This window comes from Amycolatopsis thermoflava N1165 (assembly GCF_000473265.1).
In the GTDB taxonomy this organism is placed as follows: Bacteria; Actinomycetota; Actinomycetes; order Mycobacteriales; family Pseudonocardiaceae; genus Amycolatopsis_E; species Amycolatopsis_E thermoflava.
Window position 1 is genome coordinate 5,719,347 of the sequence record NZ_KI421511.1, and the last position, 24,943, is coordinate 5,744,289.

Annotated in this window: 21 protein-coding genes and 1 tRNA gene; 9 read left to right on the forward strand and 13 right to left on the reverse strand. The window is 70.2% G+C overall.

Annotated features, from left to right (window positions below; translation table 11 throughout):
• Positions 1–42: 42 nt before the first annotated feature.
• The 7 genes from AMYTH_RS0128185 to AMYTH_RS0128215 all read right to left on the reverse strand — a co-directional run bounded on the left by AMYTH_RS0128185 (position 43) and on the right by AMYTH_RS0128215 (position 6,437).
• Positions 43–540 (reverse strand): hypothetical protein, encoded by a 498-nt coding sequence (locus AMYTH_RS0128185; protein WP_027933069.1) that lies wholly within the window; start codon positions 538–540, stop codon positions 43–45.
• Complete coding sequence (locus AMYTH_RS0128190; RefSeq protein WP_051079479.1) at positions 537–1,361, reverse strand: LytR/AlgR family response regulator transcription factor; 825 nt, start codon at positions 1,359–1,361, stop codon at positions 537–539. Before AMYTH_RS0128190 ends, AMYTH_RS0128185 begins: the two co-directional genes overlap by 4 nt.
• A gap of 49 nt (positions 1,362–1,410) precedes the next feature.
• Positions 1,411–2,262: a S49 family peptidase gene (locus tag AMYTH_RS0128195; protein WP_027933070.1), complete on the reverse strand. Its 852-nt coding sequence runs from the start codon at positions 2,260–2,262 to the stop codon at positions 1,411–1,413.
• Positions 2,259–3,542, reverse strand: coding sequence for a sensor histidine kinase (locus AMYTH_RS0128200; RefSeq protein ID WP_026153683.1), 1,284 nt, complete (start codon positions 3,540–3,542; stop codon positions 2,259–2,261). Before AMYTH_RS0128200 ends, AMYTH_RS0128195 begins: the two co-directional genes overlap by 4 nt.
• A gap of 78 nt (positions 3,543–3,620) precedes the next feature.
• A complete protein-coding gene (locus AMYTH_RS0128205; protein ID WP_027933071.1) occupies positions 3,621–4,472 on the reverse strand; it encodes an Fpg/Nei family DNA glycosylase in 852 nt (283 codons plus the stop codon).
• A 2-nt stretch (positions 4,473–4,474) separates the two neighbouring features.
• Complete coding sequence (locus AMYTH_RS0128210; RefSeq protein ID WP_017986108.1) at positions 4,475–4,915, reverse strand: hypothetical protein; 441 nt, start codon at positions 4,913–4,915, stop codon at positions 4,475–4,477.
• An 85-nt stretch (positions 4,916–5,000) separates the two neighbouring features.
• Positions 5,001–6,437, reverse strand: coding sequence for a sigma-70 family RNA polymerase sigma factor (locus AMYTH_RS0128215; protein ID WP_027933072.1), 1,437 nt, complete (start codon positions 6,435–6,437; stop codon positions 5,001–5,003).
• Positions 6,438–6,665: 228 nt separating this feature from the next.
• On the opposite strand from AMYTH_RS0128215, the gene AMYTH_RS0128220 reads away from it, so the two are divergent.
• Positions 6,666–6,738: transfer RNA gene (locus AMYTH_RS0128220), tRNA-Gly, on the forward strand.
• Positions 6,739–7,514: 776 nt separating this feature from the next.
• Here the strand turns inward: AMYTH_RS0128220 and AMYTH_RS0128225 are convergent.
• From AMYTH_RS0128225 to AMYTH_RS0128255, 6 genes are all read right to left on the reverse strand, one after another.
• Positions 7,515–9,842: a translocation/assembly module TamB domain-containing protein gene (locus AMYTH_RS0128225; protein WP_228684992.1), complete on the reverse strand. Its 2,328-nt coding sequence runs from the start codon at positions 9,840–9,842 to the stop codon at positions 7,515–7,517.
• 79 nt (positions 9,843–9,921) lie between these two features.
• Complete coding sequence (locus AMYTH_RS0128230; RefSeq protein ID WP_027933074.1) at positions 9,922–11,175, reverse strand: hypothetical protein; 1,254 nt, start codon at positions 11,173–11,175, stop codon at positions 9,922–9,924.
• A gap of 68 nt (positions 11,176–11,243) precedes the next feature.
• On the reverse strand, positions 11,244–12,023 hold the full coding sequence (locus tag AMYTH_RS0128235) for an amino acid ABC transporter ATP-binding protein (protein WP_027933075.1): 780 nt from the start codon (positions 12,021–12,023) through the stop codon (positions 11,244–11,246).
• Entirely contained in the window at positions 12,020–12,961 is a 942-nt protein-coding gene (locus AMYTH_RS0128240; protein ID WP_027933076.1) for an amino acid ABC transporter permease, read from the reverse strand. Before AMYTH_RS0128240 ends, AMYTH_RS0128235 begins: the two co-directional genes overlap by 4 nt.
• Positions 12,961–13,899: an ABC transporter substrate-binding protein gene (locus AMYTH_RS0128245; protein ID WP_027933077.1), complete on the reverse strand. Its 939-nt coding sequence runs from the start codon at positions 13,897–13,899 to the stop codon at positions 12,961–12,963. The genes AMYTH_RS0128240 and AMYTH_RS0128245 overlap by 1 nt, the downstream gene beginning before the upstream one ends.
• A 173-nt stretch (positions 13,900–14,072) precedes the next feature.
• Positions 14,073–15,500 carry a M20/M25/M40 family metallo-hydrolase gene (locus AMYTH_RS0128255; protein ID WP_027933078.1) on the reverse strand — a complete coding sequence of 476 codons (1,428 nt, stop codon included), beginning with the start codon at positions 15,498–15,500 and terminating at the stop codon, positions 14,073–14,075.
• A gap of 154 nt (positions 15,501–15,654) precedes the next feature.
• On the opposite strand from AMYTH_RS0128255, the gene AMYTH_RS0128260 reads away from it, so the two are divergent.
• The 8 genes from AMYTH_RS0128260 (at position 15,655) to AMYTH_RS0128295 (ending at position 24,939) form a co-directional block, all read left to right on the forward strand.
• The gene (locus AMYTH_RS0128260) at positions 15,655–16,446 is read left to right on the forward strand and encodes an ABC transporter ATP-binding protein (protein WP_027933079.1); all 792 of its coding nucleotides are present in this window, start codon (positions 15,655–15,657) and stop codon (positions 16,444–16,446) included.
• Complete coding sequence (locus tag AMYTH_RS0128265; RefSeq protein ID WP_017986099.1) at positions 16,434–17,258, forward strand: ABC transporter ATP-binding protein; 825 nt, start codon at positions 16,434–16,436, stop codon at positions 17,256–17,258. The genes AMYTH_RS0128260 and AMYTH_RS0128265 overlap by 13 nt, the downstream gene beginning before the upstream one ends.
• Positions 17,255–19,066 (forward strand): AMP-dependent synthetase/ligase, encoded by a 1,812-nt coding sequence (locus AMYTH_RS0128270; RefSeq protein ID WP_027933080.1) that lies wholly within the window; start codon positions 17,255–17,257, stop codon positions 19,064–19,066. Before AMYTH_RS0128265 ends, AMYTH_RS0128270 begins: the two co-directional genes overlap by 4 nt.
• Positions 19,063–19,959, forward strand: coding sequence for a branched-chain amino acid ABC transporter permease (locus AMYTH_RS0128275; RefSeq protein ID WP_027933081.1), 897 nt, complete (start codon positions 19,063–19,065; stop codon positions 19,957–19,959). The genes AMYTH_RS0128270 and AMYTH_RS0128275 overlap by 4 nt, the downstream gene beginning before the upstream one ends.
• The gene (locus AMYTH_RS0128280) at positions 19,959–21,056 is read left to right on the forward strand and encodes a branched-chain amino acid ABC transporter permease (RefSeq protein WP_027933082.1); all 1,098 of its coding nucleotides are present in this window, start codon (positions 19,959–19,961) and stop codon (positions 21,054–21,056) included. The genes AMYTH_RS0128275 and AMYTH_RS0128280 overlap by 1 nt, the downstream gene beginning before the upstream one ends.
• Before the next feature lie 14 nt (positions 21,057–21,070).
• Entirely contained in the window at positions 21,071–22,345 is a 1,275-nt protein-coding gene (locus tag AMYTH_RS0128285; RefSeq protein ID WP_027933083.1) for an ABC transporter substrate-binding protein, read from the forward strand.
• Positions 22,346–22,702: 357 nt separating this feature from the next.
• Positions 22,703–23,911 carry a pyruvate dehydrogenase (acetyl-transferring) E1 component subunit alpha gene (gene pdhA, locus AMYTH_RS0128290; protein ID WP_027933084.1) on the forward strand — a complete coding sequence of 403 codons (1,209 nt, stop codon included), beginning with the start codon at positions 22,703–22,705 and terminating at the stop codon, positions 23,909–23,911.
• Positions 23,911–24,939, forward strand: coding sequence for an alpha-ketoacid dehydrogenase subunit beta (locus AMYTH_RS0128295; protein WP_027933085.1), 1,029 nt, complete (start codon positions 23,911–23,913; stop codon positions 24,937–24,939). The genes pdhA and AMYTH_RS0128295 overlap by 1 nt, the downstream gene beginning before the upstream one ends.
• The last annotated feature ends 4 nt before the right edge of the window (positions 24,940–24,943 follow it).

The following is a 24,943-nucleotide window of genomic DNA, read 5'->3' on the forward strand; positions in this document are numbered from 1 at the left end:
ATCCGGATTGTCCCCTGCCCCGGCTCCGGCTCCGCCGGCCGGTCACGACTCGATCATGTCCACGAAGTCCCGCTCGTGCCGCTCGGCCAGCCGGTTGTAGGCCAGGCCCGCGAGCAGCAGCAACGGGAACGGCAACAGCCCCAGCAGCAACCATGCCAGCGGCACGCCGACCACGCGCAGCGCGGCGAACCCCGGCCACAGGTAGAAGGCCAGCGGCAGCGCCCCGAGCAGCACCAGCACCAGCGCGCTCAACCCGAGCGCCGTGCGCAGCTGGTGCTTGACCAGATCGCGGATCAGCAGCTCGCCCCAGCTGGTCTGCTGCTCCAGCTCCAGGCGCGCGCGCAGCGTCGGCGTCGTCTTGCGGGAGCGCGGGTCGGCCAGCACCACCCGCTGCCGCTTCGGCGGTTTCGCCGGCTCCGGTGGCGCCTCGGGCGGCGGCGCGGGCGGCACCGGCTCCACCGACGCGGGCTGGTAGTTCTTGCCCAGCGTCGGGTCCGGTTCCCGCACCCCGTCGGCGCGACGGTAGAAGTCCTCGGTCATCGACCACCCGTGAGTCGGTCCTTGAGCTCACGGGTGTGCCGCCGGGAGACCGGGAGCAGCTTCTCCTCGTTGCCGATCACGACCTGGTAGCCGCCCTGCCCCATGCGCAGCTCGGTGATCAGGTTCAACGCGACCAGGAACGACCGGTGGATCCGCACGAACCCGGCCTTCTCCCAGCGCTCCTCGAGCTGGGTCAGCGGGATGCGGACCAGGTGGCTGTTGCCGTCCTTGGTGAACAGGCGGGCGTAGTCGCCCTGCGCCTCGACCCAGCGCACCGACGAGCGCGGCACGAGCTTCGTCGTCCCGGCGAGCTCGACCGGGATCACCTCGTCGTCGTCCGGCGCGGCGGGCGCGGCCGCACCCGGCCCCGGCGGGGCCACCGTCTTCAGCTTCTCCAGCACCCGCTCGACCGCCCGGTCCAGCCGGTGCTGGTTGCACGGCTTGAGCAGGTAGTCCACCGCGCCGAGGTCGAACGCGTTGACGGCCTCGTGCGCGTGACCGGTGACGAACACCAGCACCGGCGCGGGGCTCATCGCGGAGAACACGCGCGCCATCTCCATGCCGGACAGGCCGGGCATCTGGAGGTCGGCGAACACCGCGTCGATCGGCGGCAGGCCCCGCTCCTTGCGCTCACGCACCTCCGGGTCCTCCGACGCCAGCACGCGCAGCGCCTCGGAGGCGTCGACCGCGGTGAACACGCGACCGATGTGCGGGTTGCCCCGCAGCGTGTCGACCAGCAGGTTCAACCCGTGGGGCTCGTCATCGACGGCAAGGACGAGCAGTCTTCTGGTGTCTTGTTGCGCACTCACAGTGACTCGCATCCTGCCTACTGCACGATGCGATGTCCATACCGCTTGCGGGCGAGCGCTTTCAAATCCCGTAGCGTGACCAAGCAACTCGCTGTGCGACCGCGTCCAGGAGCGCCTGGGCGGCTGCCGGCGCGCCGATCCCCAGGCGGGCGAGCAGCGGCTTCTTCGGCTCGGCGATCGTGATTTCGGCGTCCGGCCAGCGCTGCTCGACGACCTCCCGCAGGTTCCCGATCCCGTCGACCAGGCCCAGCTCGACGGCCTTCGCGCCGAGCCAGACGTCGCCGGTGAACAGCTCCTCGGTGTCGGCGAGCCGGTCGCCGCGGCGTTCCTTCACCCACTCCACGAACATCTCGTGCAACTGTGCGTGCATCTTCTTCAGCCACTCGACGTCCTCCGGCTTCTCCGGGGCGAACGGGTCGAGCCGCTTCTTGTTCTCACCCGCGGTGTGCACGCGCCGCTCGATGCCGAAGCGCTCCAGCAGACCGGTGAACCCGAACCCGCCGCTGATCACGCCGATGGAACCGACCATCGACGTGCGGTGCGCGTAGATCTCGTCCGCCGCGCACGCCAGCCAGTAACCGCCGGACGCCGCGACGTCCTCGCAGAACGCGATCACCGGCACGCCCGGCTTCTTCGCGGCGAGCTGCCGGATCCGCTCCGCGACCAGTCCGGACTGGGTCGGCGCGCCGCCCGGCGAGTTGATCAGCAACGCGACCGCCTTGAGCCGGTCGTGGTCGAACGCGCGGGTCAGCGCGGACTCGACGGCCGCGAGGTTGATGGTGCCGCGCGCGAGCGGCGAGGGCGTCGGCGTGATCACCCCGTGCAGCTTGACGACGGCCACCACGTCCTTGCGGTCGCCCCGGTCGCCGATGCGCGAAATCCTGCTGCTCAGCCTGTCCGTCACGCTGGTCATGGCGCCAGGTTACGGACTCCGTCCGGTTTGTGCAGACGGCCGTTGCGGGCCGGCTCCGGCGGCGCCTCCGCGTAGTCCGGCAGGTCGGTGCGCACGCCCGGCGCGAACTTCGGCACCCGCAGCGTCACCTTCATCCCGGCGCCCGGGGCGGTCTCGACCATCAGCGCGTACTCGTCGCCGAACAGCTGCCGCATGCGCGCGTTGATGTTGCCCAGCCCGACGTGCGCGCCGGTGCGGTGCGAGTTGCGCAGGTCGGCCAGCCGCGCCGGGTCCATGCCGATGCCGTCGTCCTCGACGCTGATCAGCGCCTCGGTGCCGTAGTCGGACGCGGTGACGGTGACCATGCCGCCGGTCGGCTTGTTCGCCAGACCGTGCTGCACCGCGTTCTCCACGAGCGGCTGGATGATCAGGAACGGCACCACGACCGACAGCACCTCGGGCGCGATCTTCAGCCGCACCTCGAGACGGCCGCCGAAGCGGGCCCGCTCGATCGTCAGGTAGCGGTCGATGTTGCGCAGCTCGTCGGCGAGCGTGGTGAACATGCCGGAGGTGCGGAACGAGTAGCGCGTGAAGTCGGCGAACTCCTGCAGCAGCTCGCGCGCCTCCTCCGGATCGGTGCGGATGAGCGCGGAGATCGTGTTGAGCGCGTTGTAGATGAAGTGCGGCGAGATCTGCGCGCGCAGCGCCTTGATCTCGGCCTGCTGCAACTGGTGCTTGGACTCCTCGAAGCGGGCCAGCTCGAACTGGGTGGTGACGAACTGCGCGACCGCGTCCGCCATCTGGATCAGGCGTTTGCCGGAGCTGCGGCCCACCACGATGAGCGCGGCCTCGACCTCGTCCTCCACCAGCAGCGGCACGATCACCGCGGTCTTCATCTTGCAGGTGCCGCGGTGGTCGCACGGGACGTCGTCGTGCGAGACGACCTCCCGGCGCGCCTTGCGGATGGACATCATCACGGCGCTGCTCAGGTCGAGGTAGTGGTCGTTGGCCTCGCCGTCCCAGGACACCAGCGTGCCCTCGTTGTCGGTGATGCCGACGGCGACGCACTTGAGCAGTTCGAGCAGCTGCGAGGTGATCCGGTCGGCGCTGGCCTGGTCGAAACCCTCGCGGAGATCCGGTGTCGCGCGGGACATGTGGTAGACGGCCTCGAGCACCGCGTCCTCGATCGAGCTGCTCGGCTTGCGGGTCCGCGCCAGCACGACGATCAGGACGATCAGCAGCACACCCGCCACGCTCCACGGGATGATTTGCGAGATCGGCAGACCGGACACGGCGTCAATGCTCTGCGCTCGTGACGCCGGGTGCAAGCTCTTCAGCACACTTTCTGTGCTGACTTCGCCACCCTGCGGGGTGAGAGGCTACTTCAGCAGGCGCGACAGGCGACGGTCCGCGAGCGGCTTGCCGCCCGTCTGGCAGGTCGGGCAGTACTGGAAGGACTTGTCGGCGAAGGAAACCTCACGCACCGTGTCCCCGCACACCGGGCAGGGCAGGCCGGTCCGCGCGTGTACCCGGAGGCCGGACCGCTTCTCGCCCTTGAGGCGGGCCGCGTCCTGGCCCACCGAGCGCTCCACCGCGCTCGTCAGGATTTCGTGCACCGCCTCGGCGAGCCGGTCCAGCGCGTCGTCGGACAGCTTGCCCGCGGTCGCGAACGGGGACAGCCGCGCGGCGTGCAGGATCTCGTCCGAGTACGCGTTGCCGATGCCGGCGATCAGCGACTGGTCCGTCAGCGCCCACTTGAGCCGCTCGGTCCGGCCCGCCAGCAGCTCGCCCAGCGAATCCCGGTGCAGCGACAGGGCGTCCGGGCCGAGCCGGGCGATGCTGGGCACCTCCTGCGGGTCCCGCACCACCCACACCGCCAGGCCCTTCTTCGTGCCCGCCTCGGTCAGGTCGAAGCCGCGGTCTCCGAAGTGGACCCGCAGCGCGATCGGCCCCTTGCCCGGCTTCGGCGGCGCGGGCGAGAGGTTGTCCGCCCAGCGCAGCCAGCCGGCACGCGCCAGGTGCACCACCAGGTGCAGGCCGTCGCAGTCGAGGTCGAGGTGCTTGCCGAACCGGCCCGCGCCCGTCACCTCACGCCCGTGCAGGTCGGTGTAGGGCGGGTCGAACGTCTTCAGCACGGCCAGCGACGCCACGTCGACGCGGCTGACCAGCCGCCCCACCGCGTGCTCACGCAGGTGGTACGCCAGCGCTTCGACCTCCGGCAGCTCCGGCATCGCTACTCCATCGGCCGCAGCGGGCCCTCGAAGTCCGGGCCCGCCTCCCGCTGGATGGTCTTCGCGAGCCTGGTCAGCTCGCTGCGCACGCGGAACATGCCGGAGATGATCCCGACCCAGCGCTCCGGCGGCGGCTCGCCGGTGACGCCGCCGTCGGTCTCCGCGACGACCGTCCACGGCCGGTTCAGCACCCACCGCAGCGGGAAGAACACCACGATCAGCAGCAGGCCGTAGATCACCCACGGCGGCACCACGACCGTGTCGGGCAGCCAGGCGACGAGGATGACGGCCAGCAGCACGCACACGGCGAGCATCGCGATGCCCGAGGTGTAGCTGCCGGAGATGTCCCGCTCGAAGTCCTCGGCGGTTGCCGGGCGGCGCCATTCCATCTGCGCCCGGACGACCCACTCGCGGCCGTCGCCTCCCCGCACCACGCGGTTCATCTTTCGCTGCCTCCCGCTACGGTCGTTCGCTTGTCCAACCGTAGCGTGGTCGCGGCCCGCCGCGCGAGACGCGGACAGAGATCGACTACTCGGATGACCCCTGGCCGGAGTGCCCGTGGTCCCGGTCCCGCCACAGCCACCACGGCGCGGACCAGGACGGCGGCCCGTGCGACTCGGCCTGCGTCGGCTTGTCCTTGTCCCGGCCCCAGCCCTTGCCCGGCTTGTCCCGCGTCGGCGAGTCCTCGCTCGACAAGGGCGTCGCGTCCGTCGTCGGCAGGTCGTCGCGCGCACTGCCGCGGGACGACGACTGCGTCGGTTCGACCTGGTCCGACCGCCCGCCGACGTCACTCGGACCGTCCGTGTGCGGCTGCTGCCGGGCGGGTGGCTCGGCCTGCTCGATCGACTTCGCGGGCGGCTGCGACTTCGCCACGACCGTGCTCGGCAGCGGCGCGCCGGGGTACGGCAGCGTCACCTCGTCGGGCGCGATCAGCACCTGCGGCGGCGGGCTCAGCCGCGACTCCGGCTCGGCGATCCGCAACTCGACCCCACCCTGCTCGGGCAGGCCGATCGGCTGCGAGTCGTCGACCATCGCCGGGCCCACCGCGAACCCGACCACACCCGCGGCCGTGGTCGACGCCAGCGCCACCCCGATCTTCAGCTTCGACACCAGCATGGTCTTCAACGTGGTCAGCACGCCCGACGTCGCGCCGCCACCCGCGGCCGTGCCCGCGGCAACGGCGGTGGCCGGCACCAGCAGCGCCACCACACCAGCGTGCGCCCGCAGCGACGAGCAGACGTCCCGCAGCTCCGAGTGCATCGCCCGGCAGGACGCGCACCCCAGCAGGTGACCGCGGATCCGCCGCGCCTCCGCACCGGTGACGCTGCCCGCGGTGTAGCCGCCGAGCTTCTCGATCACCCCGCGGCAACTGACGTCGGAAATCCGGTTCATCGCCAGGTGCGCCTGCAGGTACGCGGCACGCAGACCCTGCCGGGCCCGCCGCGCCAGCGCCGCCGTCGCGTTCGCGCTCAACCCGAAGTGCGGCGCCACCACGGCGGGCTGCTCACCCTCGACCTCGGTCTGCCACAACACAGTCCGCCAGCGCTCCGGCAAACTGGTGAACGCCGTGGTGATCAAGCTGTGTTCAGCGGTCCGGGCATGCGCGTCGGCGCCCGCCCCCGCGCGGTGGGTCAGCTCGTCGTCGCTGACCGGCACATCACGGCGCGCGCCGTGCCACTCCCACGACACCCGGCGCGCCACCGTCAGCAAGTACGCGCGGATGTGCTCCTTCGGGCCGTTCCCGCGGCGCAACGCCTGCAACACGCGGAAGAACGTCTCGGCGGTGATGTCCTCCGCCTCGGACGAATCGGCGGCCAGGCTACGGGCCAGCCTGCGGACGGCGGAAGCGTGCAGCTCGAACAACTCGCGGAACGCGGCATCCTCACCGGAACGGAGCCTGCTCAACAGAGCCTGCTCGTCCTCCGATGCCAAGCGCTGTTCCGGCACCGCCGCGTCGTCCGTCATGCGGCCAGCCACCTCCTCCCCCGCGGGACTAACCCGTTCGGTTGAATGGAGACACCATACGGAGCGAAACGCTCGCCGTCACCCCTTGTACTCCCGGAGTGACCGAGTTCCCTCCGACAGGGCGACGCACACCTCGCAGCCACCCAAGATCACCCCAAAATGGCCACCCCGTCAACCCGGCGAATCGCACCCGTATAGACTGTGCATCGCACCGGTGAACCGGGGCACGCGGACGTAGCGCAGCTGGTAGCGCATCACCTTGCCAAGGTGAGGGTCGCGGGTTCGAATCCCGTCGTCCGCTCGTAGCTGGGCGACCCCTGCTCGCGCTTTGCGCTTCGCCGGGGCTACTCGCCATTGCATTGGGGGTCGACCCCCAAACCCCCGCCAGGGAGGGCTTCGCCCCCCTGGACCCCCCTCCCGGTGCCGGAACCGTGCGATTGTCGCCATTGTGCGCTTCGCGGCCATGGTGAGCTGCGGGTTTTGCCTCCCCTCGGCTGCTCCTCATCGCGTCGGGAGATACCCATCCCCCCGCCTCCAGTCAGGGAGGGCTTCGCCCCCCTGGACCCCCCTCCCGGTGCCGGAACCGTGCGATTGTCGCCATTGTGCGCTTCGCGGCCATGGTGAGCTGCGGGTTTTGCCTCCCCTCGGCTGCTCCTCATCGCGTCGGGAGATACCCATCCCCCCGCCTCCAGTCAGGGAGGGCTTCGCCCCCCTGGACCCCCCTCCCGGTGCCGGAACCGTGCGATTGTCGCCATTGTGCGCTTCGCGGCCATGGTGAGCTGCGGGTTTTGCCTCCCCTCGGCTGCTCCTCATCGCGTCGGGAGATACCCATCCCCCCGCCTCCAGTCAGGGAGGGCTTCGCCCCCCTGGACCCCCCTCCCGGTGCCGGAACCGTGCGATTGTCGCCATTGTGCGCTTCGCGGCCATGGTGAGCTGCGGGTTTTGCCTCCCCTCGGCTGCTCCTCATCGCGTCGGGAGATGACCCATCCCCCCGCCAGGGGGCTTCGCCCCCCTGGACCCCTCCCGGTGCCGGATGGTCTGTTCTCGCGTGTCGGATTTCACCCGATTGTGTGGCTGTCAGGTCTCTCGGCGGATCATTCGGCCGGCTCCGGCGGCGACCGTGGTGGCCAGGACCCAGCCCATCGCGGTGAAGCCGTTCGACACCCACTTGTCCAGGTCGTGCATGTACCAGCGGCCCTTGTTGCCGAAATCGACGATCGGCACCAGCAGGTCCAGCGTGTACAGCACCGGGTTCCACTCCAGGCCCGTCTCCTGCTGGTCGACCGCGCACCGCGGACCGCTCACCATGTACCGCACCGGGTCGTTCACACACGAGTCGGTGCCCGCGCCGAAGTAGATGCTGCCCGCCGCCAGCAGCGCGATCAGCCACGCCAGCGCCCGCACCGGGCGGTAGCCGTAACCGACCATCCACCGCTGCAACCAGCTCCACAACCGCACACCAGGGCCGAGCACCCGGTAGCCCTGCGCGAGCGCCTCGTAGCGGTACTGCTGCTTCTTGAACAGCACCGTCGACGCGTGCTCCTCGTTGCCGCTGTTGCGCAGCATCGCGGCGAGCTGGTCGTACGGGCCCGGCCGGTAGCCGGCCATCGCGGTGCGCAGCCGCTCGATGCGGTCCCGCACGGCGGCGTCGTCCTTCATGTCGATCGGGCGCTTCAGCACGTCGTAGCGGAAGTCCTCCAGCTCGATGCCGCCCTCGGCCTGCCAGAAGTTGTCGTTGTCCTCCAGCGTCTGGCAGTGCGCGTGCCGCAGCACGATGCTGCCGGTGGCGGGCTCGGCAAGGTTGAGCAGGAACTCGTCCGCCCCCACGTCGCTCGCGTCCAGCGCGATCGCGTGCTTGTTGTACGAGCCCAGCACCGCGCCGGTGAAGTCGATGCGGCGGCCGGCGGTGGCGCCGTCCATGTTGACGCCGCCCTCGGCGTGGAACGGCTGCTCACCGGCGCTGGTGAGCGTGATGTCGCGGCCCACCTTCACCGTGCGCAGGTCCACCGAGAAACTGGTGCGGTTGCGCACCGCCGGCTTGGTGACGTCGGTGCCGTACAGGTAGACGCTGCCGCCGACCTCGACGCCCTGCAGCCGCAGCGTGCCCTCGATGGTCGCCTCGTGCAGGTGGAAGTTGCCCGCCACCGTCATCCGGCGGGCGGACAGGACGTCGCGCTCCGCGTGCCGCAGGCGCACCCGCCCGGCGAGCAGGTTCCCGCGGACCGTCACATCGGCCATGCGCAGCTGCCCGGACGGGATCTCCAGGCCGGTCGCCTCCAGATCGCTGCTGATCTGCGAGCCGTCCAGGTGCAGCGCGCGGTCGTAGTACGGCTCGACCGAACCACGCGGCACCGTGATGCGCGCGCGGGCCAGGCGCAGGGTGCCGCCGATCTTCGCGTTGATCATGCGCAGGGTGCCGACCGCGGACAAGCCGTCGGACAGCTCGACGTTGCCGTCCACCTGCCACCGGTCGCCGACCAGCGCCGGCCACGGGTCGACGTACGGGTCGCTCGACTTCCACGCCTCGACGACGATCCGGCCCTGCTGCTCGCTCTGCAACTCGGCGGCGCGCAGCACGATGTCGCCGTTGACGCGCATGCTCGGCAGGTGCAGCACACCGTGCGCGGAGAACGGCTGCCGCGTGCTGGCCGCGCCGTAGTTGTCGACCTCGCACAGCAGGCTGCCGCCGATGTGCGCGCCGTTCCCGTCGAGCGCGAAGCCGTCCGGGTTGCGCAGCTTGGCGCCGGAGAAATTCACGTTGCCGCCAGTGCGCATGCCGGGGAGCCGGACCTCGCCCTCGGACTGCATGCGGTAGGCCAGCAGCGCGCCGGCGATGATCAGCCGGTCGGCCTGGATCGCGCGGCCCTGCGGGTAGTCGACCGCCGTGCGGGTGAGGACGACCGAGCCTTCGACGACGGCGTCGGTCAGGTTGATCGCGGCGTCCGGCACCCCGCGTTCGCGGGTGTCGCCGCGTTGCACCGCGGTCTCGCCGTCGTCGCTGCCCGGCAGGACCTGCACGACGCAGCGGATGAGGCGGACGTCGTTGCGGCTGCGCAGGTTGCGGGCCTTGAGCCCGGGCAGCCAGCAGCGCCGGAAGACCAACCCGAGGATCTTGGCCTCGCGCACGTCCGGCGGGTGCTCGAAGCGGCAGTTCTCGAAGCGGAACAGGCAGTCCAGGTCCGCCCCGCGCAGGTCGAGCCGCCCGGTGATGTAAGCGTTTTCCACGGCGACGATCGGGGCGTTGCTGGCCTGCTTGCGCCAGCGCAGCAGGCCGCCGCTGCCCGGTTCCAGCAGTGGTCTGAGCAACTCCTCCGCGGCGAGGTGGTAACGCCGGTCCGGCACCCCGCGGAAGGGATCCAGGGCAGGCAACTCCCGCTCCGCCTGACCCGGCTGGCCTACCGGCATCCGTGAATCCCCCTCCTTCACCCGCCTGCCCACAGGGCTCCGACGGTCGGGCGGGACCGTGGGTTCCCGGGCCGATGCGCTAGAAGCCTATCGCCACTTTGATGGCCGCGGCAGCAACTCCGGTACCGATCGCGGTGGCCGCGCCGAGGGCCCACTTGCCCGCCCGCTGCAGGCGGCTGAGGGTTTCCGGACCATCACCGCGCTCGGCAGCCTCCGCCGCGGCGCCCACCTCGGCGACCGCCGCGTCGTGCTCACGGGTCGTCGCCTGGCGCTTCAGCTCCAGGCGGAGGATCTCGAGCTCGCTCGCCAGGCGCGGCAGGTCCAGCCGCGCCCCTTCGCCCTGCCACAGCTGCTGGAAGGTCATGTTCTTCGCACGCGCGTTCCGGCCGACGGCGCCCGCCTGGCCCGACACCTCGTACTTGTCGCCCATCACCACCTCCATGGCAGCCTCGCGGGTCGCCGAGTCGTAGTCACCCCGGAGGTCGACCAGGAACGAGGTGTAGCGGTCGACCGCGTCCTGGTCAGTCAACTCCAGGAAGTCCTGTTCGAACAGCTCGAATTCGGTCGCGAGCACGCCCGGCAACTGGTCCGGACCGCCGACCGGCCGCGGTTGATACTCGTCGGGAACCGTCCGGTCGCGGCGCACGCCGGGATCGACGGTCAGTTCGATCGTCGGCACGCCGGCTCCCACCGCGAAGCCGCTCAGGTAGCCCCGCGACTGGTCGCCGGACGCGAACGTCACCAGTACCGATGCGGCGCGGATCTCGTCAAAGGGTGCCCAGGGCACCGCGCCGGTCCGCTGGTCCAGCACGCCCACCTCGTAGTCGGCCTGCTGCTCGATCCAGCTCGCGGTCGCATCGACCAGCGCGTCAGGCGCGGAGCGCACCACGAGGCAGGAGCGGCGGCGCCCGAGTGGCACGTAACCGCCGGGCGGGGTGGTGGCAAGGTAGGCCTTGAGGAACCGCAGAGCCTGCCGGTGCGCGGGGGCCTGCCGCAGGAACGACCGGTAGGAGAACCGCTGCTGCGGCACGTGCGGTGACACCACGTCGTTCGGCAGCGTGTCCTCGATGAAGACGAGCACCGGGAACCGGGCTCGCACGGCCAGCCCGAGCTCGAACAGGATGTGCGGCGAGGTGCCGTCCTCGCGACGGCTCAGCACGGCGATCATCCCGTCGCTGGCGTTGAGGTGGCGCTGCAACTTCGCGCCATTCACCGAGTCCGACGGCGGGTCCAGGCTGGGCACGAGGCCCTCGCTCCGCATCAGCCGGCCGAAGTAGTCCACGACGCGCGCGTCCCGCTCCCGGTAGCTGTGCGCGAAGTACATCACCGGCATGCGCGCCCCTCCCCGCGACGATCGCCCGTCTGGCTGGGACGATCGTCGCGGACGAGGGGGTGTCCGCGCTACTGCTCCTCGGCCGACTTCAGGACACGGGCCAGGAACGACCGGGTCCGCTCCTGCTGCGGGGCGCCGATCACCTGGGACGGCGGCCCCTGCTCGACCACGACGCCGCCGTCCATGAACAGGACCTTGTCGGCCACTTCACGGGCGAACTGCATCTCGTGCGTGACGACGACCATCGTCATGCCGTCCCGGGCGAGCTGCCGCATCACGCCCAGGACGTCGCCGACCAGCTCCGGGTCCAGCGCCGACGTCGGCTCGTCGAACAGCATCAGCCTGGGCTGCATCGCGAGCGCCCGCGCGATCGCGACCCGCTGCTGCTGACCGCCGGAGAGCTGCGCGGGGTAGGACCTCTCCTTGTCCGCGAGGCCCACCCGGTCGAGCAGCTCACGAGCCCACTCGCGCGCCGCCTGCCTGCTCTCCCGCCGCACCTGCACCGGCGCTTCCATGACGTTCTCCAGCGCCGTCATGTGCGGGAACAGGTTGAAGCGCTGGAACACCATGCCGATGTTGCGGCGCTGCTGGGCGATCTCGTTGTCGCGCAGCTCGTACAGCTTCTCGCCGCGCTGCCGGTAGCCGACGAGTTCGCCGTCCACGTAGAGCCGCCCGGCGTTGATCTTCTCCAGGTGGTTGATGCACCTCAGCAAGGTCGACTTGCCCGACCCCGACGGGCCGATGAGGCAGGCGACCTCCCGCTCCTGCACCTCGAAGTCGATGCCCTTGAGCACCTCGAGCCTGCCGAACCGCTTGTGGATGCCCTGCGCCTGCACGACCGGGGTCACCGGGCCGCACCTCCCCCGTCACCGCGGTTGCCGAAGCGGAACCCGAGCAGCCGACTCGCCCACGTGGTCCGTTCCACCACCTGCCGCGAGGAGCCGCGGGAGAACCGGCGCTCGATCTGCATCTGCACCAGCGTCAGGATCGAGGTCATGAACAGGTACCACAGCGCGGCGACGATCAGCAGCGGGGCGATCCGGTAGTTCTGCGCGTAGATCTGCTGCGCGGACGTCATCAGCTCGAAGTACCCGATCGTCACCACCAGCGACGTCGTCTTGAGCATCGCGATGGTCTCGTTGCCAGTCGGCGGGATGATCACCCGCATCGCCTGCGGCAGGACGATCCGCCGAAGGGTCTTGGCCCGCGACATGCCGAGCGCGCTCGCCGCCTCCAGCTGACCGGCGTCGACCGACAGGATGCCGCCGCGGACGATCTCGGCCATGTAGGCGGCTTCGTTGAGCCCGAGGCCCAGGAGGGCGGCGGTGAACGGCGAGATCAGCGAGTTGGTGTCCCAGCTGACGAACTCGGGCCCGAACGGGACCCCGAGCCCGAGCCGCGGGTAGAACAACGCGAGGAAGTTCCAGAACACCAGCTGCGTGATCAGCGGGGTGCCGCGGAACAACCAGATGTAGGTCGCCGCCGCGCCCGCCGCGAGCGGGTTCGGCGACAACCGCATCACCGCGAGGACGACACCGCCGACCACGCCGATCACCATCGAGATGACGGTGAGGATCAGCGTGTTCTGCAGGCCGCGCAGGATCCGGTCGTCGAACAGGTAGTCGCCGACGACGTCCCACTGCATGTTCGCGTTGGTGACCACGCTGCGGACGACGATGGCCGCCAGGAACAGGATGACCACGCCGGCGATCCACCGGCCGTAGTGCCGCACCGGGACCGCGCGGATGTCCTCGGGCTGGGTCGTGACTTGACGTGTCTCGGTCATCAGCTCTGCGGGTTCAGCTCCGCCTTCGTGAGCGCACCGCTCGTGTTCAGGCCCCACTTGGCGAGGATCTTGGCGTAGGTGCCGTCGTCGATGAGGGCCTGCACGGCGCCCTGGATCGCCTGCGCGTAGCTGCCCTGGTCCTTCTTGATCGCGATGCCGTAGGGCGCGGCGTCATAGGGCTGGCCGACGGTTTCGACGGCGCCGCCGGTCTGCTTCACCGCGTAGTCGACGACCGGGGAGTCGGCGAGCATCGCCTGGCTGCGCTTGGTCTGGACCTGCAGGTTGACGTCGGTCTGCTGCTGGAACTGCTGCACGTTGATCGCCGGCTTGCCGGACGAGGTGCACTGCTGCGAGCGGGCGGCCAGGTCGTCGACCTGGACGGTGCCCTGCTGGACGGCGATGTTCTTGCCGCACAGGTCGTCCAGGGAGATCTTGTCCGGGTTGCCCTTCGGCACGGCCAGCGAGGTGCCGGCGCTGTAGTAGGAGACCATGTCGACGGTCTGCAGCCGCTCGGAGTTGATGGTGAACGACGACATGGCCAGCTCGTACTGGCCCGCGCCGAGACCCGCCAGGATGCCGGAGAACGCGGCGTTCTGGTACTCCGTCGTCAGCCCCAGCTTCTGCGCGATCGCATTGCCGAGGTCGACGTCGAAACCGACCACCTTGCCCTGCTCGTCGACGAACTCGTTGGGCGCGTAGCTCTGGTCCTGGCCGACGACGATCTTGCCGTCGGCGGCGATGGCCTGCGGGACCATCGCGGCGAGGGCCGGGTCCTTGGTGACCGCGGGGATCTCCGCGGACTGCGACGCCGCGGGCCCGCCTGCCGGCTGGGAGGTGCCTCCGGAGCCGTTGCCACCAGCGCCGCACGCCATGGTCAGCCCGGCCAGGGCGAACGCGGGCAGCAGGGCAAGCGCCTTGAAGTGTGTTGCACGTGCCACGGAGCTACTCCTAGTCACTCTTAGTAGGTCGTACCGATGAGTTCTCGCATCCTGCCATCCGAAAGGAGTATGTGCAGCATCGGCGGGGTCACGTCTTGGTGATCTGTCATCAAGGCCACTCGAACCACGCGCGGAGGGATTTCCGTGGGGGAAATGAAAAGGGCGCCGCGGGCTCAGCCCCGGGCGTGGGCGTCCAGCATGTGCGCCACCGCCTCGGTGAGCCGCTTCGCCTGTGCCAGGTGCAGCCACTCGTCGGGGACGTGGGCGTTCGAGTCGGGGCCCAGCGCGCCCGTGACCAGGAACTGGGCCTCCGGGTACTTCTCGCCGAGCAGGCCCATGAACGGGATCGACCCGCCGAGCCCGACGCTGCGCCACGGGGCCCCGAAGACCTCGTCGCTCACCCGCTCCAGCGCCGAAGCCAGCCACGGCGACGGGTCGGGCGCGTTCCAGCCGTTCGCGGCCTCCATTCCGGACAGTTCGACCACCGCGCCGTAGGGCACGTCCGTGGTCAGCGCCTTCTCCACCGCGTTCAGCGCCGCCGCCGCGTCGGCCGTCGGCGGGAGGCGGAAGCTCAGCGCCAGCGTCGTGTGGTCGCGCAGGACGTTGCCCGCGTTCGCCGGCTCCGGGAAGCCCTCGGCGCCGATCACCGACAGCGTGGGCCGCCACGACTGGTTCAGCAGCAGCTCCAGCTCGTCGTCCGACACCGGGCGCATCCCCGGCATCAGCGGGAACGAACCGCTGATCGCGCCGGGGGCCACCGCGACCGTCGCGGCCGCCTCGTCGCGGCGGTTCGACGGGATGTCGACGTTCAGCTCCGCCAGCTTGATCTCGCCCGTCTCGGCGTCCTCGATGCGGTCCAGCAGCTGCCGCAGCACGCGGAACGAGCTCGGCACCACGCCGCTGGCCAGCCCCGAGTGCGCCGCCGCCTGGAGCACCCGCACCGTGACGTGCACCTGGGTCATCCCGCGCAGGCTCGTCGTCAGCCACAGCCGCTCGTAGTCGTTGCCGCCGGAGTCCAGGCACACCACGAAACTCACGCGCCCCAGCCGCTCGGACAGGTGCTCCAGGTACCGCGGCAGGTCGGGGCTGCCCGACTCCTCGCCGGTCTCCAGCAGGATCACCGATCGCGCGTGGGCGCCGCCGGCCGCGTGCACGGCCTCCAGCGCCGCCGTCGCCGCGTAGCCGGCGTACCCGTCGTCGGCCGAGCCGCGGCCGTACAGCCTGCCGTCGCGGACCACCGGGGTCCACGGGCCGAGCCCCTCCGCCCAGCCGCCGACCGGGGGCTGCTTGTCGAGGTGGCCGTAGAGCAGGACGGTGCCGCGGTCCTCCGCGCCGGGCGTCGCCGGGACGTCGACCAGCAGCACCGGGCTGCGGCCGTCGAGCCGCACCACGTCGAGCGTCGCGCCGGGCAGGCCGCGCCCGGCGATCCAGTTCTGCACGTGCCGCACGGCGGCGTCGAGGTGCCCGTTGGCGGCCCAGTCGGGGTCGAAGGCCTGCGACAGGGCGGGGATCTCCACCAGGCCGGACAGGCTCGGCAGCACCTCGCTGTCCCAGAGGCGCTGCACGGTTTCACGCACGGTCGTCTGCTCCACCCGGGCCATTCTGCCAGCCGTCGCCAGGTCACAGTTCGGCTCCGCATTGGCCGCCACCCGTGACCGCTAGCCACCTTCCGTATTCAATGTGATCTCAATCACCCACATTGGGGACAAAAAGCCCGGTTCGACGAGGAACGGAGGGCACGCCTTGTCACCACCCGTGCTGGCGGTGAACAACCTCGAAGTGGTGTACGACGACGTGGTGCTGGTCCTCCGGGGACTCAGCCTGGAGGTCCCCGACGGCGCGATCGTCACCCTGCTGGGCGCGAACGGAGCGGGCAAGACGACCCTGCTGCGGGCGATCACCGGCCTCCTCATGCCACACCGCGGCAAGATCACCAAGGGCACGGTCCGCTTCCGCGACGAGGACATCACCGGCGCCGACCCCGCCGACGTGGTGCGCAAGGGCATCGCGCAGGTGATGGAGGGCAGGCGGATCTTCGCCGAGATCACGGTCGACGAGAACCTGCGCACCGGCGCCTACACCCGCCGCTCCCGCACCGAGGTCCGCGAGTCCTACGCCAGGGTGATGGACCTGTTCCCGGTCCTGAAGGACCGCCGCCGCTCGATCGCCGGTTACCTCTCCGGCGGCGAGCAGCAGATGCTCGCGATCGGCCGCGCGCTCATGGCGTCGCCGAAGCTCCTGCTGCTCGACGAGCCGTCGCTCGGTCTCGCGCCCAAGCTCGTCGAGCAGGTGCGGGACATCATCGTCGAGATCAACGGCCAGGGCACCAGCGTCCTGCTGGTCGAGCAGAACGCCGTGATGGCGCTGTCGATCGCCGGGTCCGGCTACGTCGTCGAGACCGGGAAGGTCGTCAAGGACGGCCCCGCCGCCGACCTCCTCGCCGACGAGGACATCCGCGAGTTCTACCTCGGCGCCGCCCAGCACGAGGAGCGGCGCAGCTTCGCCGAAGTCAAGAGCTACCGGAGGAAGAAGCGATGGAGCGCGTGACCACCAGCGACCCCGCACCCGCCCGGGAGGACGAAGCCGGCACCGATCGCCCGATCCTCGAAGTCCGCGACCTGACCCTGCGCTTCGGCGGGGTCACGGCACTGGACGGCGTCAGCTTCGAGGTCGGCCGCGGCGAGCTGTTCGCCGTGATCGGCCCGAACGGCGCGGGAAAGACCTCGATCTTCAACTGCCTCAACGGCGTCTACCGCCCGCAGGAGGGCACCATCACGCTCGACGGCGAACGGCTGGTCGGCCGCGCGCCCGCCGCGATCGCCGCGATGGGCGTGGCCCGCACGTTCCAGAACCTCGGCCTGTTCGAGCACCTCACGCTCATCGAGAACCTGATGCTCGGCCGCCACCACCTGATGCGCACCGGTTTCGGCACCGGGATGCTCTGGTGGGGCCGCGCGAAGCGCGAGGAGGTCCGGCACCGCGCGGCCGTCGAGGAGATCGTCGAACTGCTCGAACTCGAGCCGTACCGCCGGATGCCGGCCGGGCTGCTCCCCTACGGCGTCGCGAAACGCGCCGAACTGGGCCGGGCGCTGGCGATGGAGCCGTCGCTGCTGCTGCTGGACGAGCCGGTCGCCGGCATGAACCTGGAGGAGACCGAGGACACCGCGCGTTACCTGGTCGAGGTCCGGCGCGAGCTGGGCCTGGCGATGATCCTCGTCGAGCACGACATGCGCCTGGTCATGGACCTCGCCGACCGGGTGCTCGCGCTGGACTTCGGCGTCGCGATCGCCACCGGCAAGCCGTCGGAGATCCAGAACCACCCCGCTGTGATCGAGGCCTACCTGGGCGGTGCGCGATGAGCACGGCACTGGCCGCTCCCCCGGACGTGCGGACCCTGCCCGCGCGCCTGCTCGAACACGCCCGGACGCTGGGCGACCGCACCGCGATGCGGGAGAAGCACCGCGGCCGCTGGCGCGAGTGGACCTGGTCCGCCTACGCCGAACGGGTCGCCAATGTGGCCGCCGGCCTGCGGGAACTCGGTGTGGAGCCGGGCGATCGGGTGGCGATCCACGCCGAGAACCGGCCGGAGTGGGTGGTCGCCGACCTGGCCGTGCAGGGCATCGGTGCGATCAGCATGGGCGTCTACCCGACCTCGCCGGAGGCCGAGGTCGAATATCTGCTGTCGCACTCCGGCGCGAAGGTGCTGATCGCCGAGGACGAGGAGCAGCTGGACAAGGCGCTCGCGGTGCGCGGCAGGCTGCCCGACCTGCGGAGCCTGGTGGTGATGGACCCGCGCGGGGTGCGCGTGGAGGCGCTGCCCGACCTGATGACGTTCGAGCAGCTGGAACGCCCGCGGGACAACGCCTTGCGCGACTACCAGGACGCGGTGTCGCGGCTCGACCCGGACGCCACCGCGATCCTCGTCTACACCTCCGGCACCACCGGACCGCCCAAGGGCGCGATGATCTCGCACGCCAACCTGGTCGCGGCCGGGCGCACGTTCATCGACGCGCTCGGCGGCGGCCCGGACGACGAGGTGCTGTCCTACCTGCCGCTGTGCCACATCGCCGAGCGGCTCACCTCGGTGATCGACTCGGTGTGGGCCGGTTCGGTGGTCAACTTCGGCGAGGGCGGCCCGTCCTTCCTCAACGACCTGCGCGACGTGCAGCCGACCGTGTTCCTCGGCGTGCCGCGGGTGTGGGAGAAGATGCTGGCGGGCACCGAGATCCGGATGGCCGACGCCTCGCGGCTCAAGCGCGGTCTCTACCGGTTCTGGCTCAAGCAGGGCCGCCGGATCGCGCCGCGCCGGATGACCGGTCGGCTGTCGGCGGGCGACCGGATCCGCCTGTGGCTCGCGGAGTTCCTCGTTTTCCGTGCCCTGCGGGAGAAACTCGGCCTGGTCCGGGTCCGCACCGCGTTGTCCGGCGCCGCGCCGATCGCGCCGCAGGTGCTGGAATACCTGTGGGCCATCGGGGTTCCGGTGCGCGAGGGCTACGGGCAGACCGAGAACACCGCGCTGGCCACACTCACCCCGGACGGCGACGTGCGGCTCGGCGCGGTCGGCAAACCGCTGCCCGGCGTGGAGGTGCGGATCGCCGAGGACGGCGAGATCCTCACCCGCTCGGCCGGGGTTTTCCAGGGCTACTTCCGCAACCCGGAGGCCACCGCGGCGGCGGTGGACGCGGACGGCTGGCTGCACACCGGCGACGTCGGCGAGATCGACGCCGACGGGTTCCTGCGGATCACCGATCGCAAGAAGGACATCATCATCACCGCGGGCGGCAAGAACATCTCGCCGTCGGAGATCGAGAACCGGCTCAAGGTCTCGCCGTTCGTGCGCGAGGCGATCGTGATCGGGGACCGCCGCAAGTACCTCACCGCGTTGATCGGCATCGAGGCGGAGACGGTCGGCAACTGGGCGACCCGGCGCGGCCTCGCGTACACGACCTACGCCGACCTGTCGGCCAAACCCGAGGTGGTGGCGCTCGTCCAGCAGGTGGTCGACGAGACCAACCGGGAGTTCTCGCAGGTCGAGCAGATCAAGCGGGTCACCTTGATCGGCAAGGAACTCGACCACGAGGACGGCGAGCTGACCGCGACGCAGAAGGTCAAACGGCGGGCCATCGAGCTGCGGTTCGAGCACGAGATCGAGGCGATGTACCGGTGACGACGTTCCTGCAGAACTGCTTCGCCGGGCTCGCCCTCGGGTCCACCTACGCCCTGGTGGCGCTGGGTTTCGTGGTCATCTACAAGTCGACTGGGGTGATCAACTTCGCGCAGGGCGGGCTGCTCGCGCTCGGCGCCTACCTCGGGTACACCTTCGCCAACAACCTGGCGATCGCGTTCGGTGTGGCGATCCTGCTGGCGTGCGCGTCGGCGGCGCTGGTCGGCGCCGGGTTCGAGCGGATCGTGTTGCGGCGCATGGTCGGGCAGCCGCCGTTCGCGGTCATCATGATCACCATCGGCCTGCTGTTCGTGCTGGAGCCGCTGATCACCGCGATCTGGGGCTTCGACAACCTGCAGGTCACCAACCCGTGGAACATCCAGACCGTCGAAGCAGGCGGGATCGTCTTCGGCGTACGGGACCTGTGGACGATCGGGCTGACCGCGGCGGTCGTCGTCGCGTTCTTCCTGTTCTTCCGCTTCACCTCGCTCGGCCTGGCGATGCGGGCCACCGCGTTCGACCCGGAAGCGGCGCTGGCGCAGGGGATCAGCGCACGCCGGGTGTACGCGGTCTCGTGGGCCATCGCATCGGCGCTGGCGGCGCTCGCCGGGATCACCATGGCGGCCGGGCCGGGCGGGCTCTCCCCGTCGATCGGATTCATCGCGCTCGCGGCGTTCCCGGCGATGATTCTCGGCGGCCTCGACTCGCCGGCCGGCGCGGTGCTCGGCGGCATCGTGATCGGGCTGGCCGAGGCGCTCACCCGGGGCTACCAGGACCAGCTGTTCTCCTGGGCGGGCGACAACGTGTCGATCATCGTGCCCTACCTGCTGATGATCGTGATCCTGCTGATCCGGCCGTACGGCCTGCTGGGAACCAAGGACGTACGGAGGATCTGATGCCCAAACCGCACCGCAACCTCGTCCGGGACTACGCCCAGGACCTGCGCCTGTTCGGCTCGCCGATGTCGAAGTTCGGGCTGGCGCTGATGATCGCGGCGTTCCTGGTGCTGCCGACGGTGGTGCAGGACGACTTCTGGTTGTCCGTCCTCATCTACGCCGGCATCACCGCGGTCGGCGCGATCGGCCTCAACCTGCTCACCGGCTACTGCGGGCAGATCTCGCTCGGGCACGCGTTCTTCATCGGCGCGGGCGCGTACGTGACAGCCAAGGTCGGCGGCGACTTCGGCATGCCGTTCCCGCTGTGGCTGCTCGCCGCCGCCGGGATCGGGGCCGTGCTCGGCGGGCTGATCGGGCCGTTCACGCTGCGGCTGCGCGGCCACTACCTGGCGATCGTCACGCTCGGACTGGTGTTCCTCGGCGAGCACCTGTGGCGCAACCTCGACGACCTCACCGGCGGCAACTCGGGCACGTCGGTCAACGCCGACGTCGCGATCGGGCCGGTGAACTTCGCCGACCTGACGATCTTCGGCGAGAGCTACTCGCGCAACCAGGGCTGGTTCTGGCTGGTGTGGGCGCTGGTCGGGCTCGTCGCGCTGCTGGTGAAGAACCTCGCCCGCACCCGCCCGGGCCGCGCGCTCCAGGCGGTGCGCGACCGCGACCAGGCCGCCGAGGTGATCGGCGTGCGGGCGGGCCGGTACAAGATCGGCGCGTTCATGGTGTCCAGCGCGATCGCCTCGATGGCGGGCGCGCTGTTCGGGTCCTACCAGCAGTTCGTGAGCCCCGACGAGTGGAACCTGCTGCTGTCCATCCAGTACATCGCGGTGATCATCGTGGGCGGTCTGGGCACGATCTTCGGATCGGTGCTCGGCGCGCTGTTCGTCGGCGCGCTGCCCGCCCTGATCGACCGCTACAGCGACGTCATTCCCGGCGTCCAGACGAGCGTGGGCGATTCGGGGTTCATCAGTGTGTTCGCCCTCAACCAGGCCATCTTCGGGTTGCTGATCGTGCTGTTCCTGGTGCTCGAACCACGCGGGCTCGCGGGCATCTGGCTGCGCGTCAAGACCTACTTCAAGGCCTGGCCCTTCTCCTACTAGTTCAGGAGGCGTCCATGAAGAGATCGCGGATCGCGGCCGCGCTGGCCGCGGCGACGCTCGTGCTGGCCGCGTGCGGCGGCGCGGGCGACGACGAAGGCGGTGGTGGCGGCCAGGCCGGCAACCCGGGCGCCACGACCGGGTTCGACGGCACGACGATCAAGCTCGGCGTGCTGTCCCCGCTGTCCGGTCCGGTCGCGGTGATCGGGCAGCCGCTGACCTCGGGCAACGAGGTCTGGTTCCAAGCGCTCAACGAACGCGGCGGGATCGCGGGCAAGTACAAGGTGCAGCTCGTCCAGGAGGACACCCAGTACAAGCCGGACGTCGCCGTGCAGAAGTACAACAAGGTCAAGGGCGACGTCGTCGCGTTCACACAGCTGCTGGGCACGCCGTCGACGCTGGCCGTGCTGCCGCAGCTGCGCGCGGACAAGATGCTCGCCGCGCCCGCCTCGCTGGACGCGCTGTGGGTGCGTGAAGAGAACCTGCTGCCGGTCGGCGGGCCGTACCAGGTGCAGGCGATCAACGCCATGGACCACTACCTCACCGAAGGCGGCGGCACCAAGGACTCGAAGATCTGCACGATGGTCCAGGACGACGTCTACGGCGAGGCGGGCCAGGCCGGGATCGACTTCGCGGCGAAGAGCTACGGCTTCACCGTGGCGAACACGCAGCGCTTCAAGGCGGGCACGGAGAACTACGCCGGGCAGATCGGCGCGCTCGCCGGCGCCGGCTGCCAGATGGTGTTCCTGACCGCGACCCCGACGGACGCGGCCAAGATCTGGGGCACCGCGGCGCAGGCCCGGTTCGCGCCCAAGTGGTACGGGCAGTCGCCGAGCTACACCTCGGCGTTCGCCAAGTCCGCGATCGCGCCGTACCTGCAGCAGTACGTCACGATCGTCGCCGAGGGCACCGAGTGGGGCGACAACTCCGTGCCGGGCATGGCGAAGATGGTCGCCGACAAGAACGCCTTCGCCCCGCAGCAGGAGCCGGACTACTACTTCGCCTTCGGCTACAACCAGGCCCGCGCGATGACCGCGGTGCTGGAGAAGGCGGTCGAGCTGGGCGATCTGTCCCGCGACGGCATCCTGAAAGCGTCCAGCGAACTGGGCACCGTGTCGTTCGACGGTCTCACCGGCGACTACAAGTACGGCCCGGCCGACACCCGCAACCCGCCGCGGTCGAGCACGCTGTTCAAGGTCGACCCGACGAAGCCGTTCGGGCTCGCCACTCTCAAGTACAACTTCAGTTCACAGGCGGCACAGCAGTACCAGTTCACCAAGGCCAACCTGTAACCGGGTGGCGTGACGCAGGTCACCCACAGCACCGAGACGGGCCACCTCCGGAGCGTTCTCCGCGACGGAGGTGGCCCGTCCGTCACTTCCGGGCAGGTGAACGCGCGCCTCCACGGCCGACTATCGGTGGGTCGTCGGTCGGGCTTCCGAGCGTTTGCGCAGCTCAGGGCGGACTTTCCCAGCAACAAATCAGGCGCGGACCTGCACTCGCGGGGCTGGTTCGTGTCAGGATGTTCCCCGTAAGCCGTCACGGCCGACGGCTGCCGAGCGCTTCGGATCCGAAACGTCGGTGGCCGCCGGTCAGCCATCAGCGGCCGCCACAAGCGGCCTCGTGGCAGGACACCGAGGAGAACGCGCATGCCGTCCCCCGAACAGTGGACGCACCCGGAGCCCGGCGAAGGACCGGCCGCACAGGCCGCACAACCATCGCGGGAGCAGGTGATCGCCGGTTTGCGAAACACGGACGCAGGTGGCGCTGAGGTGACTCAGCTGCTCACCCCCGAAGGCGAGCGGATCGCTTCGCCGCAGTTCGACCGCTACATCTCCGACGTCGACCCGGAAGCGCTGCGCGGGCTCTACCGCGACATGGTGCTGGTCCGCCGGGCCGACCGGGAAGCCAACGCGATGCAGCGCCAGGGCCAGCTCGGCATCTGGGTCCCGCTGCTGGGCCAGGAAGCCGCGCAGGTCGGCTCCGGCCGCGCGCTCAAACCGCAGGACATGGCCTTCCCGAGCTACCGGGAACACGGCGTGGCCTACACCCGCGGCGTCGACTTCAAGGAACTGCTGGGCATCTTCCGGTGCACCGACCACGGTGGCTGGGACTTCCAGGCCCACGGCTTCCACCCGTACACCATCGTGATCGGCAACCAGGTCCTCAACGCCGCCGGCTACGCGATGGGCCAGAAGTTCGAGGGCAAGGTCGGCGACGACGACGGCGAAGCCACCATCGTCTACTTCGGCGACGGCGCCACCTCGCAGGGCGACGTGCACGAGGGTTTCGTGTGGGCCGCGGTGTACGACGCGCCGCTGGTGTTCTTCTGCCAGAACAACCAGTGGGCGATCTCCGAGCCGACCGAACGCCAGTCCCGCCTGCCGCTCTACCAGCGCGCCCGCGGGTACGGGTTCCCCGGCATCCGCGTCGACGGCAACGACGTGCTGGCCTGCCTCGCGGTGACCCGGTGGGCGCTCGAAGAGTGCCGCCACGGCAACGGCCCGGTGCTGATCGAGGCGTTCACCTACCGGATGGACGCCCACACCACCACCGACGACCCGACCCGCTACCGGCTCTCCGACGAGCTCGAGGTGTGGAAGCACAAGGACCCCATCGAGCGTGTGCGGGTGCACCTGGCGCGCAGCGGGTTCGCCGACCAGGCGTGGTTCGACCAGATCCAGGCCGAGGCCGACGCGTTCGCCGCCGACCTGCGCGAGTTCTGCTTCAACATGCCCGAACCGCCGCCGGAACGCGTGTTCGCCAACGTCTACGCCGAACCGTCGCCGGTGCTCGACGCCCAGCGCGACGAGTACCTGTCCTACCTCGCCGGTTTCGTGGAAGCGGGTGAGCGCTGATGGCCGCCCCCGTCAAGTCCCCTGTGGACGGTGCCGTGCCCGCGATGCAGAAGCTGACCATCGGGAAGGCCCTGAACCTGGGCCTGCGTGCCGCGATGGAGGCCGACGACAAGGTCATCGTCCTCGGTGAGGACGTCGGCAAGCTCGGCGGCGTCTTCCGCATCACCGACGGGCTGCAGAAGGACTTCGGCGAGCAGCGCGTGCTGGACACGCCGCTGGCCGAGTCCGGCATCATCGGCACCGCGGTCGGCCTCGCCGTGCGCGGGTTCCGGCCGGTGTGCGAGATCCAGTTCGAGGGCTTCATCTTCCCCGGCTTCGACCAGATCTCTTCGCAACTGGCGAAGCTGCACTACCGGACGCAGGGCAAGGTCAAGGTCCCGGTGGTCGTGCGGGTGCCCTTCGGCGGCGGGATCGGGGCGGTCGAGCACCACTCCGAGTCGCCGGAGTCGCTGTTCGCGCACATCCCCGGGCTGAAGGTCGTGTCGTGCTCCAACCCGGCCGACGCGTACTGGATGATCCAGCAGGCCATCGACTGCGACGACCCGGTGCTGTTCTTCGAGCCGAAGCGGCTCTACCACAACGGGCAGCTCAAGTCCGAAGTGGACACCACGACGCCGCCGGGGCCGCTGTTCGCCTCGCGGGTGGTGCGCCAGGGCACCGACTGCACGCTGGTCGCCTACGGGCCGTCGGTGAAGGTGTGTCTGGACGCGGCCGAGGCCGCGGCGGAAGAGGGCCGGTCGCTGGAGGTCATCGACCTCCGCACGATCTCGCCGCTCGACCTGGCGCCGGTGTTCGAGTCGGTGCGCCGCACCGGGCGGCTGGTCGCGGTCAGCGAGGCGTCGTCGGAGTCGTCGATCACCTCGGAGATCGCCGCGCGCGTGCAGCAGGAGTGCTTCTACTCGCTGGAGGCGCCGGTGCTGCGCGCCACCGGGTTCGACACCCCGTACCCGCCGTCCAAACTCGAGGAGCACTTCCTCCCCGACCTGGACCGGGTGCTGCACACCGTCGACCGCGCGATGGGCTGGTGAGGCG

What these genes read in the sequence shown, in the direction of transcription:
- pdhA (WP_027933084.1), top strand. Translation starts at nt 22,703, where the DNA reads ATGCCGTCCCCCGAACAGTGGACGCACCCGGAGCCCGGCGAAGGACCG.
- AMYTH_RS0128230 (WP_027933074.1), bottom strand. Translation starts at nt 11,175, where the DNA reads ATGCCGGTGATGTACTTCGCGCACAGCTACCGGGAGCGGGACGCGCGC.
- AMYTH_RS0128185 (WP_027933069.1), bottom strand. Translation starts at nt 540, where the DNA reads ATGACCGAGGACTTCTACCGTCGCGCCGACGGGGTGCGGGAACCGGAC.
- AMYTH_RS0128205 (WP_027933071.1), bottom strand. Translation starts at nt 4,472, where the DNA reads ATGCCGGAGCTGCCGGAGGTCGAAGCGCTGGCGTACCACCTGCGTGAG.
- AMYTH_RS0128255 (WP_027933078.1), bottom strand. Translation starts at nt 15,500, where the DNA reads ATGGCCCGGGTGGAGCAGACGACCGTGCGTGAAACCGTGCAGCGCCTC.
- AMYTH_RS0128295 (WP_027933085.1), top strand. Translation starts at nt 23,911, where the DNA reads ATGGCCGCCCCCGTCAAGTCCCCTGTGGACGGTGCCGTGCCCGCGATG.
- AMYTH_RS0128270 (WP_027933080.1), top strand. Translation starts at nt 17,255, where the DNA reads ATGAGCACGGCACTGGCCGCTCCCCCGGACGTGCGGACCCTGCCCGCG.
- AMYTH_RS0128215 (WP_027933072.1), bottom strand. Translation starts at nt 6,437, where the DNA reads ATGACGGACGACGCGGCGGTGCCGGAACAGCGCTTGGCATCGGAGGAC.
- AMYTH_RS0128240 (WP_027933076.1), bottom strand. Translation starts at nt 12,961, where the DNA reads ATGACCGAGACACGTCAAGTCACGACCCAGCCCGAGGACATCCGCGCG.
- AMYTH_RS0128190 (WP_051079479.1), bottom strand. Translation starts at nt 1,361, where the DNA reads ATGCGAGTCACTGTGAGTGCGCAACAAGACACCAGAAGACTGCTCGTC.
- AMYTH_RS0128280 (WP_027933082.1), top strand. Translation starts at nt 19,959, where the DNA reads ATGCCCAAACCGCACCGCAACCTCGTCCGGGACTACGCCCAGGACCTG.
- AMYTH_RS0128265 (WP_017986099.1), top strand. Translation starts at nt 16,434, where the DNA reads ATGGAGCGCGTGACCACCAGCGACCCCGCACCCGCCCGGGAGGACGAA.
- AMYTH_RS0128195 (WP_027933070.1), bottom strand. Translation starts at nt 2,262, where the DNA reads ATGACCAGCGTGACGGACAGGCTGAGCAGCAGGATTTCGCGCATCGGC.
- AMYTH_RS0128285 (WP_027933083.1), top strand. Translation starts at nt 21,071, where the DNA reads ATGAAGAGATCGCGGATCGCGGCCGCGCTGGCCGCGGCGACGCTCGTG.
- AMYTH_RS0128225 (WP_228684992.1), bottom strand. Translation starts at nt 9,842, where the DNA reads ATGCCGGTAGGCCAGCCGGGTCAGGCGGAGCGGGAGTTGCCTGCCCTG.
- AMYTH_RS0128210 (WP_017986108.1), bottom strand. Translation starts at nt 4,915, where the DNA reads ATGAACCGCGTGGTGCGGGGAGGCGACGGCCGCGAGTGGGTCGTCCGG.